Genomic DNA, 13,958 nt, shown 5'->3' with positions numbered 1-13,958 from the left:
GGTACTGCAGGGGGGACCCTGTGGGAGAGTAGGACGCCGCCGAACAATCATTCACAGAGAACCCCCATCCGGGAAACCGGATGGGGGTTCTTTGCATTTCCGGATAATCTCAACAATCCGCTCGGGCTATGTCCACCCGCAGGTGGTGCTAGGACCACCTCGCAATTGGGGTGGCATGGCCAGTGCCTGGAGCGGGTCGTTCGTGAACACTTGTGGAGGACGATCGAGACCGGCATCAGGAGTTTCCGTGGCAACAGCGAGTCGAACGAGCGGCGTGACCGTGCGCGCGCAGGCCGAGGCGGCCGTCGCGTCGGGCGGCCAGGGGCTGGTGCGGCTGGCCCTCCTGGTGGTGGGCGCGGTGCCGGGGCTGGTGCTGCCGGTGGGAGCGGCGGTGGCGGCAGGTGGGGTCACGGCCTCGGTCTTCCAGGATTCCTACTACCCGGTGGTCCTGTTCGGCCTCGCGGTGGCGGCCGTCGCCGGCGCCCTGGTGGCGGTCCTGTTCGTGCGCCGGACGGCGAGCCGGACGCGCCAGCAGCTGGAGCGCTGGTACGGCATCCGCCTGCCGGCCGTGTACCAGCCCCGGCCCGCGTTGGAGCTGGACGAACGTGGGCATTGGTGGACGGGCTACTCGTACCACCGTTCCCGGACGGTCGCGAAGTACGCGCAACTGCTGCACTGGGGCGCCCGGGACCGGACCACCCGGTCGGAGGTGGCCTGGCTGGCCATCAGCCCCGTCCTGGTGGTGGCGCTGGCGGGTCCGGTGGCCATTCTGATGGTGCTGGGCGTGGCCTGCATCCTGACGCCGCTGCCTGTGGACGGGTTCGGGCCGGTGCCCGCGCGCCTGGTGTCGGTCCTGCTGAGCGCCGCGCTCGGGCTCGGCATGGTTGCGGTCGGGGTGCTCGTGGCACCGTACGCGGTGCGCGGGTACGCCGAGGTGGCCCGCCGGGTACTGGACCAGGACGGCCGGGCGACGCACGCCCAGCTGACCAGGCGGGTGGCCGAGCTGACCGAGACCAGGGCGGACGCGGTCGGCGACCAGGCGGCGGAGCTGCGGCGGATCGAGCGGGACCTGCACGACGGCGCGCAGGCGCGACTGGTCGCGATAGGGATGACGCTGGGCACGATCGAGCACCTGATGGACACCGATCAGGCAGCAGCTCGGGAGTTGCTCTCCGAGGCGCGGCAGTCCTCGGCCCGGGCGCTCCAGGAACTGCGGGACCTCGTTCGCGGCATTCACCCACCGGTGCTCGCCGAGCGTGGACTGGGCGACGCCGTGCGCGCCTTGGCGCTGGACAGCGCCCTGCCGACCGAGGTGTGCGTGAGCCTGCCGGACCGTCCGCCGGCGCCGGTGGAGGCGGCGGCCTACTTCAGCATCTGCGAGCTGCTGGCCAATGCGGCCAAGCACTCCGGGGCGGAGCAGGTGTGGGTGGACATCCTGTACCGGGCCGGGCTCCTGCGGATCACGGTGACGGACGACGGGGTGGGCGTGGCGGATCCGTCGCGGGGCACCGGCCTGCGCGGGATCGAGCGGCGATTGGGTACCTTCGACGGTGTCCTCGCCATCGACAGCACGTCGGGCGGTCCGACCACCATCACCTTGGAGCTGCCGTGCGAGTTGTCCTCGCCGAGGACCTCTACCTCCTTCGCGAAGGCCTGATCCGACTGCTGGAAGCGCACGGTTTCACCATCGCCGCGGCCGTGGAGACGGGCCCCGAACTGCTGGAGGCGTTGCTGACCCACCGGCCGGACGTGGCCGTGGTCGACGTCCGGCTGCCCCCGACGCTCACCGACGAGGGGCTGCAGGCGGCGCTGAAGGCCCGCAAGGAGATCCAGGGCCTGCCGGTGCTGGTGCTGTCGCAGCACGTCCAGCAGCTGTACGCGCGGGAACTGCTGGCCGACGGCACCGGCGGGATCGGATACCTGCTGAAGGACCGGGTGTTCAACGCCGACCAGTTCATCGACGCGGTCCGCCGGGTGGCGGCCGGCGGAACGGCGATGGACCCGGACGTGATCGCGAAGCTGATGCAGATCACCTCGCGTCGGCCCGGCCCGTTGCTGCGGCTGTCCCCGCGCGAGCGCGAGGTACTGGAGCTGATGGCCGAGGGCTGCTCCAACTCGGCGATCGCCGCCCGCCTGGCGGTCAGCGACGGCGCGGTGGCCAAGCACATCGCCAACATCTTCACCAAGCTCGAACTGGCCCCGGCCGAGGACGCCAACCGCCGGGTGCTCGCGGTGCTGACCTACCTCAACGGAACGGCCGGGCCGAAGGGCTGACGATCCGCCCGGTCCACGGCGGGCCGGTCGTCAGCCCCGGACGGTGACACGCCAGGCTGCGGAAACGCTGAAACAGGTGTACGAGTAAACTCCGGTGGGCCGAGCCCGGAGGTCGCTCAGCCGTCCGGCGCCCCGACAAGCGGGAACCGGCAGCCGAGGCAGCGTACGGCAGCAGCCGACATCCAGGGGTTGATAGACGTAATGGCACGCCCAACGCTCACCAAGGCCCATCGGGGCCTGCTCGGCCTGGTCGCGGCCGGCGCCTGCATCATTTCGGGCATCGGCTTCGCGGGCTCGTACAACGCGGTGCGCGAACTGGCCCAGGAGAAGGGCTTCGGGGCCTTCTCCTACGCCTTTCCGATCGGCGTCGACGCCGGCATCGTCGTGCTCCTCTCGCTCGACCTGGTACTGACCTGGCTGCGGATTCCCTTCCCGATGCTGCGGCAGACCGCCTGGGTGCTGACCGTCGCCACCATCGCCTTCAACGCGGCCGCCTCCTGGGGCGATCCACTTGGCATGGGGATGCACGCCGTCATCCCGGTGCTCTTCGTGGTCGTGGTCGAGGCCTCCCGGCACGCGGTCGGCCGAATCGCGGCGATCACGGCCGACCGGCACATGGACTCGGTCCGGGTGATGCGCTGGCTGCTCTCCCCGGTGCCGACCTTCAAGCTCTGGCGCCGGATGAAGCTCTGGGAGCTGCGCTCCTACGACGAGGTCGTCCGGCTGGAGCAGAACCGCCTGGTCTACCGGGCGCAGCTGCGCTTCCGGTACGGCCGCGGCTGGCGCCGCTCGGCGCCGATCCAGGCCCTGCTGCCGCTCAAGCTGGCCAAGTACGGGGTGCCGCTGGACCCGACGCTGTTCGACCGTCTGGACGAGGAGGCGCGCGAGCGCGAGGCTCGGGAGGTTCTGGCGGAGAAGGAGGCGCTGGAGCTCCAGCGGCAGGACGGCCGCGCCGCCACGGCCATCGCCCAGGCCGAGGCCGCCGCGCCCGCGGCTCCCGTCGCCGCCGCCCCGGCTCCCGCTTCGGCCCGCCCGGAGCCGGTCCAGCAGCCGCAGCAGATACAGCAGGTCCAACCCCAGGCCCAGACCCAACCCCAGCCCGAACCGGCCCCGGCCCCGGCCCCGGCTCCGGTCGCCGTCGCGCCGATGTCCGCCGAGGTGGCCGCGCCGATGCTGGCGAAGCTGGCGGCCGTCCGGCTGCGCGCCGCGCAGGAGCCGGACGGAGTGGCGCAGGAGGCCCCGCAGCCGCACCGCGAGGAGCTGAACGTGTGGACCGAGCGCCCGGTGCGCACCACGGGCCACCCGTCCGACGCCGCCCCCGGCGGGCGGGTGCCCGGCCAGGCCTCGCCGTGGTTCAAGCCCCCGCGCCCGGTCGCCGAGGAGCCGGTCCTCCCGCAGCAGCCCCAGGCCCAGGTCGCTCAGGCGGCGGGGCTCGCCGCCGAGCCGCAGCCCCGCCACCCCGGGCAGCCCGTCCCGGCCGGGCAGCCCGCTCAGGCCGAGCAGCCCGTCCACGGCGAGGAGTTCGTCGCGGCCGAGCAGTTCCCCGTCCACGACGAGGAGTCCGCGCCCCGCTCGGCTCCGTCCCGGCTGGATCCGGACCTGGCCTATGACGCCCTGGTCAGCTACATGGACAACCACGAGCACCAGCCCGACCCACAGCGCCTCGCCGAGTGGCTGACCAAGCAGTACGGCGTCACCGGCAACCGCCCGGACGGCTCGGTCCACCCCAAGGACGTCGCCGAGCTCTACCCGCAGCTGCGCGACCGCTACGCCGCCGCCGGGAGGGACTGACCCGGGCCGCCTCGGCCGGACGCTCCGTCGAATGCTCCTCCGCCCACCGCTCGGTCGGCCATTGACGCCCGGTCCGACCGGAGCTACCTTCGCCTCAACAAACTGTTGAAGTGCTGGTCCGGCGTGGAGGAGTGCGGATGTCGCAGGTCGAGGTCGACGGTAACGGACCGACGGGCGGGGCCTCCTTCTCCGCCGCCGCCCGCGCCGCCGTGGAGGCGCTGCTCGCCCCGGTCGACGCCGACCTGGCGCGCCGCTACCCCGGCGACACCGGGACCAGGCAGCCGGTGCACACCGTCTACGTCCCGGCCGACGCCTTCGCCGCCGACACCGTAAGGGAGTGGGGCCGCCAGGCCCTGGAGGCCTTCGACACCCACGCCGGCACCCCCGCCGAGCTGGCCCGTGCCCTCGGCGTGGCCGACGACGAACTGCTCGCCGACGTGCACGCCCGGGTCCGCGCCAAGCTGGAGCGCGAGCCGGTCGAGGACCTGCGGATCGACTTCGAGGACGGCTACGGACCCCGCCCGGACGCCGAGGAGGACGCCGCCGCCGTTCGCGCCGCCGAACTGGTCGCCGCCGCCGTGGCCGAGGGCACCGCACCGCCGTACCTCGGCATCCGGATCAAGTGCATGGAGGCGGCCGTCCGCGACCGCGGCATCCGCACCCTGGAACTGTTCCTGGCCACCCTGCTGGCCGGCGGCGGCGGCCTGCCGGACGGCCTGGTCCTCACCCTGCCCAAGGTGACCTACGCCGAGCAGGTCACCGCGCTGGTCCGGCTGCTGGAGGACTTCGAGCGCCGTGCCGGGCTGCCCGCCGGCCGGATCGGCTTCGAGATCCAGATCGAGACCACCCAGGCCATCCTCGGCCCGGACGGCCGGGCCACCGTGGCCCGGATGATCGAGGCGGCCGAGGGCCGCGCCACCGGGCTGCACTACGGCACCTTCGACTACAGCGCCTCCTGCGGCGTCAGCGCGGCCCACCAGAGCATGGACCACCCGGTCGCCGACCACGCGAAGGCGGTCATGCAGGTGGCCGCGTCCGGCACCGGCGTCCGGCTCTCCGACGGCTCGACCAACGTCATCCCGACCGGCTCCACCGAACAGGTGCACGCCGCCTGGAAGCTCCACCACGACCTGGTCCGCCGCTCGCTGGCCCGCGCCTACCACCAGGGCTGGGACATGCACCCGGCGCACCTGCCGACCCGCTACGTCGCGGTGTACTCCTTCTACCGCGAGGGCCTGGCGGCCGCCGCCGCCCGGCTGGCCGCGTACGTCGCCAAGGCGGGTGGCGACGTGATGGACGAGCCGGCCACCGCCCGGGCGCTCAGCGGCTACCTGCTGCGCGGCCTGGACTGCGGCGCCGTCGACCCGGCCGAGGTCACCGCGCTGACCGGCCTGGACCGCGCCCGGTTGGACGCCCTGGCCGGGCGCTGACCCCGCGACCGGCCGACGAAGCCCGGCCAGGGCCTGTGGCGTGTCTTGTGGGTCAGGCCGGGACCGACCTGACCCACAAGACACGCCCTAAGCTGGCGGTGCCGCCCCGGGACGCCCGGGGTGTGCGCCGCCAGCCGTCGCCGTTTCCGGGAGAACCACCGCGTCATGTCCGCCACGCCGGAACCGACCGCCAGGCCGTACCTCACCATCCGGCGGGCCGGCAGTCACGAGACCGAGATCAAGAAGTCCCGGTTCATCTGCCACCTCGCCCGGGTCGCCGACGAGGAGGAGGCGCAGGCCTTCATCGCCGGCATCCGCAAGCAGTACTGGGACGCGCGGCACAACTGCACCGCCTTCGTGGTCGGCGACGAGCAGCGCCGCGAGCGTTCCAGCGACGACGGCGAGCCCGGCGGCACCGCCGGGGTGCCGATGCTGGAGGTGCTGCGTCGACGCGGCCTGACCGACACCGCCGCCGTGGTGACCAGGTACTTCGGCGGCATCAAGCTCGGCGCGGGCGGCCTGGTGCGGGCGTACGGGAACGCGGTGTCCGAGGCGGTGGACGAGGTCGGTCTGCTGGAGCGGCGGCCGGTGGCGCTGCTCGCGGTGACGGCCGACCACGTGCGCGCGGGGCGGGTGGAGAACGACCTGCGGGCGGCCGGGTACACGGTCAGCGACCTGGCCTACGAACCGGCCGGGGTGCGGATCGAGGTGGGCGTACCGCAGCCGGAGGTGTCGGCCTTCCACGCCTGGCTGGCCGAGGCGACCGGCGGTACCGCCGTCGCGGTCCCGGCCGGCCGGACGTACGTCGAGGTGCCGGTCTGATGCCGGAGCAGACGGGCGGCGGCGCTTTCGGCCACCTATTCGGCCAGATCGCGGCCGATCCGTTTCGGAGCCTTGCGGGGCGTGCCTAGCCTGGTCCGGTCGTCGAGCAGGAAGCCGCCCCGAGATGCCCGTCGTCCAGACCGTCACCCTGCCGCCGGGGGCCAGCACCGGCTGGCACTACCACCCGGGCCGGGTGGACGTGGTGGTGCTGTCCGGGACGCTGACCCGGACCCTGCATGACGGCCGGGTCGAGGTCAGCCGGGCCGGGGACTCGCTGGTCGAGGAGGCCGGACCGGTCCACGTCCACGTGGGGCGCAACCTCGGGGACGAGCCCGTGGTGCTGATCGCGAGCTACGCCGCCCCGGCCGGTTGCGCGTTGGCGGTGCCGGTCGCGGAGCCCGAGTGGAGTCGCAGCGGTGCCCGGCCCGCCGAGGCCTGACCCGCCGATGTCCGAGCAGGGCCGCTCCGGTGCTGTCGCTCGTCGCCCGGCGATGAGGGCGGGTCGGACCGGGAGCCGCGCCACGCGGTGCGCGGCTTGAGCAGATTCACCCGAACGTATTGACGTGGCCCGGAGTTGGAACTTCCGCTCCGGGCCGTGGCGTTTCCTGGGCAAGGATCCGGCCGAACCGGACGAATAACCCATCGATGGAGGACACCAGACCCCACCCCGCACCACGGAGGTATGCGCATGACCTCAGACCGCTTTTCGTCGCCCGCCGGCGCCGACCTGACCGGCCCCGCGACGCCCTACCGGATGACCGTCACCACCACCCTCCCGCACCGCGAGGCCGTCGCCCTGGCCGACGAGCAGCTCGCCGCCTGGCTGAAACAGGAAGGCTGCGAGGAGCCCCCGCCGGCTCCCCGCGCCCTCACCGGGCCGCCCCCGGCCGGATCGGCCTCGACGGGGACGGCTCCAAGCCGACCGGAACCGCCCGAACTGACGCCCCCTGGACTGACGACGTCCGGACCGGCGCAGTCCCGATCGGCCCCCGCCGCCGAGCGACTGCGCCTGGGCGACCGCGTCCTGCTCGACCGAGACCGGGGCCCGCTGCGCGGCGGCCCGGCCGCCGGCCGCTACGACCGCCGACGCCTGCGCACCCCGACCCCGCACGGCACCCAGCAGCTCACCCTGACCGTGGCCACCGGGGCCGACGGCCCCACCTGGGTCCGGCTGGAGGCCGAGACGCACAGCACCGGCAACGGCGTGCGGACCCCCTGCCGGGTGCCGGTGCCCGAACTCGCCCGCACCCTCCTGCCGCTGCTCGACGCCACCGATGGCCCGGCTGCCGTCCATCCGGCTCCCCGGGTGATCACCGCCGGCGAGGTCGACGGCCTGATCGACGAGCTCTGCGACCCGGAGCGCCGGCTGCCCGTCGTGGTCGCCAGCGTCCCGGTGAACCTCCCGCTCGACCGCTGGGTCGAGGACGTCGTCCGCCCGCTCTGCCACCAGCTGCCCGGCCTGGCCACCGCCTACGTCCTGGACCCGGGCGCCCGGACGGGGTTCAACGTCGCGCTGGAGTACCACAGCGTCTACGGCGGAGCGGTGCGCACCTACCTGCCCGAGGTCGACCCCGCCTCCCGGTGCGACGGCGCCCGGCACCCGGTGCTCGCCCGGGGGCGAATAGAGCAGGACATCCGCCGTGCGGCCGGGCTGCTCGCCCGCGAGCCGCGCCGGCTCGCCGCCGACCTGCCGCTGCCGCCCCCGCTGGCGGCCGTCCCGGTGCTGCGGGTCGCCCCGGCGCCTCCCCGCGCGGCCGTCAGCCCGGCTGGGGACCCGGCCGCCGCCCGCGCCGAGCTGGCCGCGCTGGTCCGGGAGGAGCAGCAGGACCGGGCCGAGCAGCAGGCCAGGGCCGACGAGCTGGAGCGGGTCCGGCGCACCCTGCGCCACGAGCGCCGGGACAACCGCGTGGGTCGGGAGAACCGGGACAAGCAGGACGGCCGCGAGGGTCATGAGGGCCGCGACCGTCCGGAGCTCCGCGAGCGCCACGACGGTCGGGACAGCCGGGACGGCCACGTACGGGCCGGCTCCCGCGCCCTCACCGGGCGCCACTGCATCCTCCAGGGCGCCGCCGGGCACTTCGCCGCCAAGCCGTCCGCCCGGCCCGCGAAGCCGGAGACCTTCACCGAACTCATGGCCAGGATCGACGAGTTCCCGCTGCTGACCTTCACCGGTGACCAGAAGAACGCGCTCGCCCTGGACGGGCTCCGGTGCTCCGGCGCAGGCTGGGCCCGGCTCGCCTGGGACGGGCTGACCGCCCTTCAGGAGTACGCCGAGGCGGCGGTCCGCGGCGCGGCCGGCGGCGACTTCAAACAGTGGTGCGAGCACACCCCGGAGGGCTGCCACCACTTCCCGCCCCGCAAGGCGGTGCGCGGGGAGTCCCGGACGGTGTTCAGTCACACCAAGTGGAAGCGCGAACGGATGCTGCCCGTCCCGGAGAGCGTGGACGCCTCCCGGCGCGCCTTCATGGGCGCACACCTGCGGATCGGCGGCGGCCGTACCGCGCCCCGGCTGCACTACCTCGACGACTGCTCGGGCAGTGGCCGGATCTATGTCGGCTACATCGGCCTGCACCTGACCAACACCCGGACCAACTGAGAGGCTGGGCTGACCACTGCCGCCCGTTCGGTGGACAATGTCCGGCAGGGGCGGGCCGCAGGGTCGCCGGCCGCCCCGGGCAGGCGCCGGACGAGCATGGGGGAACGACGACCGATGCAGCACTCAGCAGACGGCCAGCCCGACGGCACCGCCACCGTCCAGTTCCCCCGGCCGGGCTTCCTCGCCTCGGTCTTCAGAGAGCTCAACACCGACCAGGGGCAGGGCCTGGACCCGGACGCCGCTGGCCCCGGCCCGGCCGCCCCCGGTACGTCCGGTGACGTCATGCCCGATGACGGTGCGTCCGGTGGTGACGTGTCCGATGACGGCACGTCCGGTGGTGCGGCGTCCGGCGACGGCCCGGCCGAGCCCGAGGAGTCCATCGCCGCCCACGGCCGGGCCGCCGCCCTGACCCACCACCGCACGCTCACCGTCCAGGCCGAGCACGACCGGCTGGCCGACCTGCTCCGGCGGGCCGCACTGCCCGTCTCGGCCATGGACTTCGAGAGCCAGCTGCGCCACTACGAGCCCCGCCCCTACCCGGCCGACGGGCCGGAGACCGGCAGTGAGGCCGAGCCCCGCTGGGCGGACTTCGCGCCCGCCGGGCCGGCCACCGCCGACCCCGACGGCGCCCCGGCCCGCCGCCTGCTCGACTCCGGCTACCAGCGCGAACTCGCCCAGGCCCGGCTGGCCCACCAGCGTTCCCTGCGCGAGTGGCGCACCCGCCGGGCCGAGGCCGGCAACCCAGCCGCCGACGAGTCCCGGCGCGTCCACGAGGCGGCCGAGGAGGCCCGGGCCCGCGCCGTGCGGGAATACAACGAGAGCCTGGAGGAGTGCCGGCGGGCCTACCGGCTGTCCGAGCCGGCCGCCGTGGAGTCTCTGCTGGAGCGGGCGCTCGCCGCCGCCGAGACCGCCACCCAGGACCTGCCCGCCCCCTGCCGGGCGGTCTTCCGCCCGCTCACCCGCACCGCCGTGCTGGACATCGACCTGCCGCCGCTCGACCTGGTGCCCTCGCTCACCGGCTACCGGCTCGCCCCGGACGGCGACATCGTCCCGGTCCCGCGCCCGCCGGCGGACCGGGCCACCGACTATCTGCGCCTGGTCGCCCGGCTCGCCCTGCGCGCCCTCCAGGCCGCCGACGCCGTCGACACCGACGAGATACTCGCGGGCGTCGTGCTCAACGGCTGGCTGCGCGAGCCCGGCGCCGCCGAGCCGCTCTGCCTGGTCAGCGTGGACGCCGACCGCGACGCACTGGCCCGCACCCGGCTGCTGCCGCCCGCCACCCCGTACGAGGAGCGCGACGACGAAGGCGTCTACGCCGACGCCGAGCAGGACGAGGCGCTCGTCCGGCTGCGCCAGCTCGGCGCCGCCGTCACCCCGGACCCGTACGGCCGCGTGGGCGTGCAGCCCGCCGCGCAGGCGGGTGCCGCCGTACCGGCCGCACCCGATCTGTCCGCGAACGAGTTCGCCCAGCTGGTGCGCGACCTGCTCACCCGCGGCGGGCTCGCCGAGTGGAGCGTGCGGCTGCGCGGCCCGGCCGGACTGGTCGCCACCGGCGAGGGGGCCCCGGGCAGCGCTCTGCCCGGCCGCTGGGTGGTCTGGGCCTCCCGGGGCGCCACGCCGGTCAGCGCGGAGGAGATCGCCACCCTGGCCGAGGCCGTTCAGGAGGAGTCCGCCGAGCGCGGCCTGCGGCTGACCACCGGCCGCTTCGCCGACGAGGCCCTCGACCTCACCGGCGAGGAGAGCCACCGGCACATCCACCTGGTCGACGGCGACGGCGTGAGCGAACTCGCCCGCACCCACCTCGGCCTGCCCCTCGCCGCCGGCCGCTGACCCCACCTCCGGTCCCCGCCCCCACCCTCGTCCTCGTCCCCGTCCCCGTCTTCGCAGCTCACCCCGACGGACCGCCCGGCGGGCGCGCCCCCGCACCCGACCCGAGGCTGGGGAACGGGCACCGGCGGAGCAGCGGCACCCCGGGCGATCACCGTCGAACGGTCGTCCGATACGGTCGGCGGTCGGCCCGGCCACGGGCGGACCCCAGGGGGAGAGGAATGGGCAGAGCGCCCGGCAGACCACACGGCGGCACCCGCCGGCGCCCGCACGGCGGATCGACCCACCCGGAGGCGGCCCGGTGACCGCCGTCCTGGTCGCCGCCGGGGCGTTCCTGATGACCCTGATCGGCGGCTTCGTCGCCCAGCGAACCGGTGACCGCCGCCACCTCGTGCTCGGCTTCGCCGCCGGCCTCATGCTCGGCGTGGTCGCCTTCGACCTGCTGCCCGAGGCCATGCGCCAGGCACCGGACGAGGTACACGGCGTGCCGCAGGCGCTGCTGATGTTCGCGGTCGGCTTCCTCACCATCCACGTGGTCGAACGCGCGGTCGCCATCCACCGCGGCCACGAGAGCGAGTACGCCGAGCACACCCACGGCCACCAGCACGCGCACGCCCACCACGCCGGGCGCCAGGGCGTCGGCCTGACCGCCGCGCTGGCCCTGGTCGGGCACAGCGTGATGGACGGCTTCGCGATCGGCGCCGCCTTCCAGGCCGGCACCACGGTCGGAACGGTCGTCGCCATCGCCGTCGTCGCCCACGACTTCGCCGACGGCTTCAACACGTACACGATCACCCGGCTCTACGGGAACAACCGGCGGCGGGCGCTGGCGCTGCTCGCGGCGGACGCGCTGGCCCCGGTGTCCGGCGCCGCGATCACCCTGGCCTTCACCATCCCCGAGCACCTGCTCGGCCTCTACCTCGGCTTCTTCTCCGGGTTCCTGCTCTACCTGGCCACCTCCGACATCCTCCCGGAGGCACACAGCCCGCACCCCTCCCGCAGCACCCTGCTCTGCACCGTCGCCGGGGTGGGGTTCATGTGGCTGGTGATCGGCCTCGCCAACTAGGCCTGGCTCGGCAGGGCCAGGGCAGGACGGGACGGGGCCTGACGCGGCGGACCGCCCGGCGCCGCCGACCGCTCCCGCATCACCGCGCCGCGCCCGGGGGCGCCGTCCGCGGTGGTGGACCGGCTGAGAGGAAGCGGGCCTCGGCGGCGCGCAGCACTCGTAGCAGCACTTCCTGCTCGTCGGGACTGACCTCGCCGAAGTACTCCTGGGCCACCTCGTGCCGGACCTGCCCGATCCGTTCGACCGCTGCGCGGCCCGCCTCGGTCAGCAGGATCCGGACCGCCCGCCGGTCGGCCGGGTCGGGCCTGCGCTCGACCAGGCCGGCCTCCTCCAGCGCGTCGACCACGGTGGTCGCCGAGCGCGGGGCGATGTGCAGCCGCTCGGCCAGGTCGCTCAGCCGCATCGGGTGGTCCGGCAGCTCGCAGCCGGGCGCGTGGGCCAGGGTGTTCAGCGCCCGGGCCTGGCCGGGGGTGATGCCGTACGGCTCCAACTGCCGCCCGGTCTGCCGACGGATCCGCTTGATCGCCCTGGTCATCGTGTCGGCCAGCTCGGCGGCGGTGTCCGAGGCGGTGGCGTCTGAGGCGGTGGTGTCCGAAGCCGTGGTGCCCGAGCCTGCGGTGTCCGAGGCGGCCGCCTCGGTAGGGGCGCCGGGCGGGCCGGGGGAGGGGTCCGCCGGGTCGGTCGGTGTGGTGGTCATCGGCGGTCTCCTCGGCAGGCGTCCGCCCCAGGGTATCGGCCGGTCCGGGGCCGGTGGCCGACAGCGGACGGCGCCCGGAGAAAAATGTTGAGCTTGGCTCAGTATCTGGGTTAGCGTAGCCCCAACTGAGGGGACCCTAAGTTCCCTCCCCGGATCCTGGAGGGCCCGTGCCCCGCTCCGAAGCCCGCGTCACCACCGACCGCCCCGTCCGCTACGCCAAGCAGCTCGCCGCCCACATGGGCCGCAAGATCGAGGCCACCTTCTCCGAGGAGACCGGCCGCGGCACCCTGGTCTTCGGCGCCGGCACCGCCACCCTGGAAGCCCGGCCCGACGCGCTGCTGCTCACCGTCGAGGGCGAGCGGGAGAACCTGCCCGGCCTGGAGGACGTCGTCGGCCGCCACCTCGTCCGCTTCGGCGCCCGCGACGAACTCGTCATCGAATGGCACCGCGACAACGGCGAGACCGGCCTCGTTCACCGCAACGACGACCCCGAGGCCTGACCGCTGCCCCCGCCGCCCGGCCGGGGCAGTCGCCGGGCCAGCCCCCACAGCACCAGGGCGGCCAGGCACCAGCTGGCCACCACGTCCAGCAGCCAGTGGAAGTCGCTCCACACCAGCCCCGCGCCGACGCCCACCGCCAGCAGCACCGCGGCCGCCGTCAGCAGGCGTGCCGCCCACGGTCCCGCCACCCGCACCAGCAGCAGCGCCGCCACCCCGTACGAGAGCGACGCGGTGGCGGTGTGCCCGGACGGGTACCAGCCCCACTGTTCCGGCGTCAGCGGATCACCGAGCGGGCCCGGCCGGGCGAACGCGGCCTTGGCCGGCACCACCAGCAGCGGGATCAGTCCGGCGGTCAGCGCCGCCACCGGCAGCGGCAGCCACCAGCGCCCCGCCGCCCCCGTCCGGCGCCACCGCCACGCGGCCAGCACGCCGGCCGCCAGCAGCGCCGGGATCGCGGGCACGCTGTCGCCCAGGTCGGACAGGATCTGGCCCAGCTGGTCCAGCAGCGCGCTGGGGTGGTCCCGGTGGGCGGTCCGGACGGCTCCGCGGACCGCGCGGTCCCATCCGAGCAGCGGGCCGTCCACCGCCACCTGCCACGACACCAGCAGCAGGACGACCGCCGCCGTCAGCGGCACGGCCACCGAGCGGGCCACCCGGCCCGGAACGCCGGACAGCCGCCCCGGAGCAGGGGGGAGAGCTCCGGGGCGGCTCTGATGATCGCCGTTCCGTGCGCCCCGGGGGGTGTGGGTCGGACGGTCGGTCGATCGGTCTTCGGTGGGTGCCACCCCTCCCGGGGCGGCCTGGTCGTCCTCGCGGCACGCATGCGGACCCGTCGTCGGGGGCGACCCCGCAGGCGGCTCCGCCCATGGCTGCGGCTCGCTGTCCATCTGCGATGACACTACGTCAACAGCCTTTCCGTGCCGAGCGCCTTCAGCGATTCCCCACATCATCTTCA

Annotated in this window: 12 protein-coding genes; 10 read left to right on the top strand and 2 right to left on the bottom strand. The window is 74.7% G+C overall.

The features are described 5' to 3' along the window. Positions 1-247 precede the first annotated feature (247 nt). From ACIP37_RS34050 to ACIP37_RS34010, 9 genes are all read left to right on the top strand, one after another. Positions 248-1,657, top strand: coding sequence for a histidine kinase (locus ACIP37_RS34050; protein ID WP_363586499.1), 1,410 nt, complete (start codon positions 248-250; stop codon positions 1,655-1,657). After that, positions 1,609-2,274 (top strand): response regulator transcription factor, encoded by a 666-nt coding sequence (locus tag ACIP37_RS34045; RefSeq protein WP_063347646.1) that lies wholly within the window; start codon positions 1,609-1,611, stop codon positions 2,272-2,274. The genes ACIP37_RS34050 and ACIP37_RS34045 overlap by 49 nt, the downstream gene beginning before the upstream one ends. A 201-nt stretch (positions 2,275-2,475) precedes the next feature. Then, positions 2,476-4,065 carry a DUF2637 domain-containing protein gene (locus tag ACIP37_RS34040; RefSeq protein ID WP_400812056.1) on the top strand — a complete coding sequence of 530 codons (1,590 nt, stop codon included), beginning with the start codon at positions 2,476-2,478 and terminating at the stop codon, positions 4,063-4,065. A 137-nt stretch (positions 4,066-4,202) separates the two neighbouring features. Further along, entirely contained in the window at positions 4,203-5,495 is a 1,293-nt protein-coding gene (locus ACIP37_RS34035; RefSeq protein ID WP_400812054.1) for a DUF6986 family protein, read from the top strand. A gap of 165 nt (positions 5,496-5,660) precedes the next feature. Then, complete coding sequence (locus tag ACIP37_RS34030) at positions 5,661-6,317, top strand: YigZ family protein (protein WP_400812052.1); 657 nt, start codon at positions 5,661-5,663, stop codon at positions 6,315-6,317. A gap of 124 nt (positions 6,318-6,441) precedes the next feature. Beyond that, the gene (locus ACIP37_RS34025) at positions 6,442-6,756 is read left to right on the top strand and encodes a cupin domain-containing protein (protein WP_363586503.1); all 315 of its coding nucleotides are present in this window, start codon (positions 6,442-6,444) and stop codon (positions 6,754-6,756) included. 249 nt (positions 6,757-7,005) lie between these two features. Beyond that, the gene (locus ACIP37_RS34020; RefSeq protein WP_400812050.1) at positions 7,006-8,913 is read left to right on the top strand and encodes a hypothetical protein; all 1,908 of its coding nucleotides are present in this window, start codon (positions 7,006-7,008) and stop codon (positions 8,911-8,913) included. 114 nt (positions 8,914-9,027) lie between these two features. After that, positions 9,028-10,743, top strand: coding sequence for a restriction endonuclease (locus tag ACIP37_RS34015; protein ID WP_400812048.1), 1,716 nt, complete (start codon positions 9,028-9,030; stop codon positions 10,741-10,743). Positions 10,744-11,077: 334 nt separating this feature from the next. Beyond that, a complete protein-coding gene (locus tag ACIP37_RS34010; protein ID WP_363586539.1) occupies positions 11,078-11,806 on the top strand; it encodes a ZIP family metal transporter in 729 nt (242 codons plus the stop codon). Between the two features lie 79 nt (positions 11,807-11,885). Here the strand turns inward: ACIP37_RS34010 and ACIP37_RS34005 are convergent, their stop codons facing one another. Further along, complete coding sequence (locus ACIP37_RS34005) at positions 11,886-12,503, bottom strand: MarR family transcriptional regulator (protein WP_363632045.1); 618 nt, start codon at positions 12,501-12,503, stop codon at positions 11,886-11,888. Positions 12,504-12,670: 167 nt separating this feature from the next. Between ACIP37_RS34005 and ACIP37_RS34000 the strand changes: the two genes are divergently transcribed. Then, complete coding sequence (locus ACIP37_RS34000) at positions 12,671-13,003, top strand: DUF2218 domain-containing protein (protein WP_363586507.1); 333 nt, start codon at positions 12,671-12,673, stop codon at positions 13,001-13,003. On the opposite strand, the gene ACIP37_RS33995 is transcribed toward ACIP37_RS34000, so the two are convergent. Next, positions 12,976-13,644 carry a phosphatase PAP2 family protein gene (locus ACIP37_RS33995; protein WP_363632047.1) on the bottom strand — a complete coding sequence of 223 codons (669 nt, stop codon included), beginning with the start codon at positions 13,642-13,644 and terminating at the stop codon, positions 12,976-12,978. The genes ACIP37_RS34000 and ACIP37_RS33995 overlap by 28 nt on opposite strands. Positions 13,645-13,958: the final 314 nt, after the last annotated feature.

Source organism: Kitasatospora sp. NPDC088861 (genome assembly GCF_044750105.1).
GTDB lineage: Bacteria > Actinomycetota > Actinomycetes > Streptomycetales > Streptomycetaceae > Kitasatospora.
Note: the sequence above shows the minus strand (reverse complement) of the source record. Positions and strands in the feature narration are given on the sequence as shown.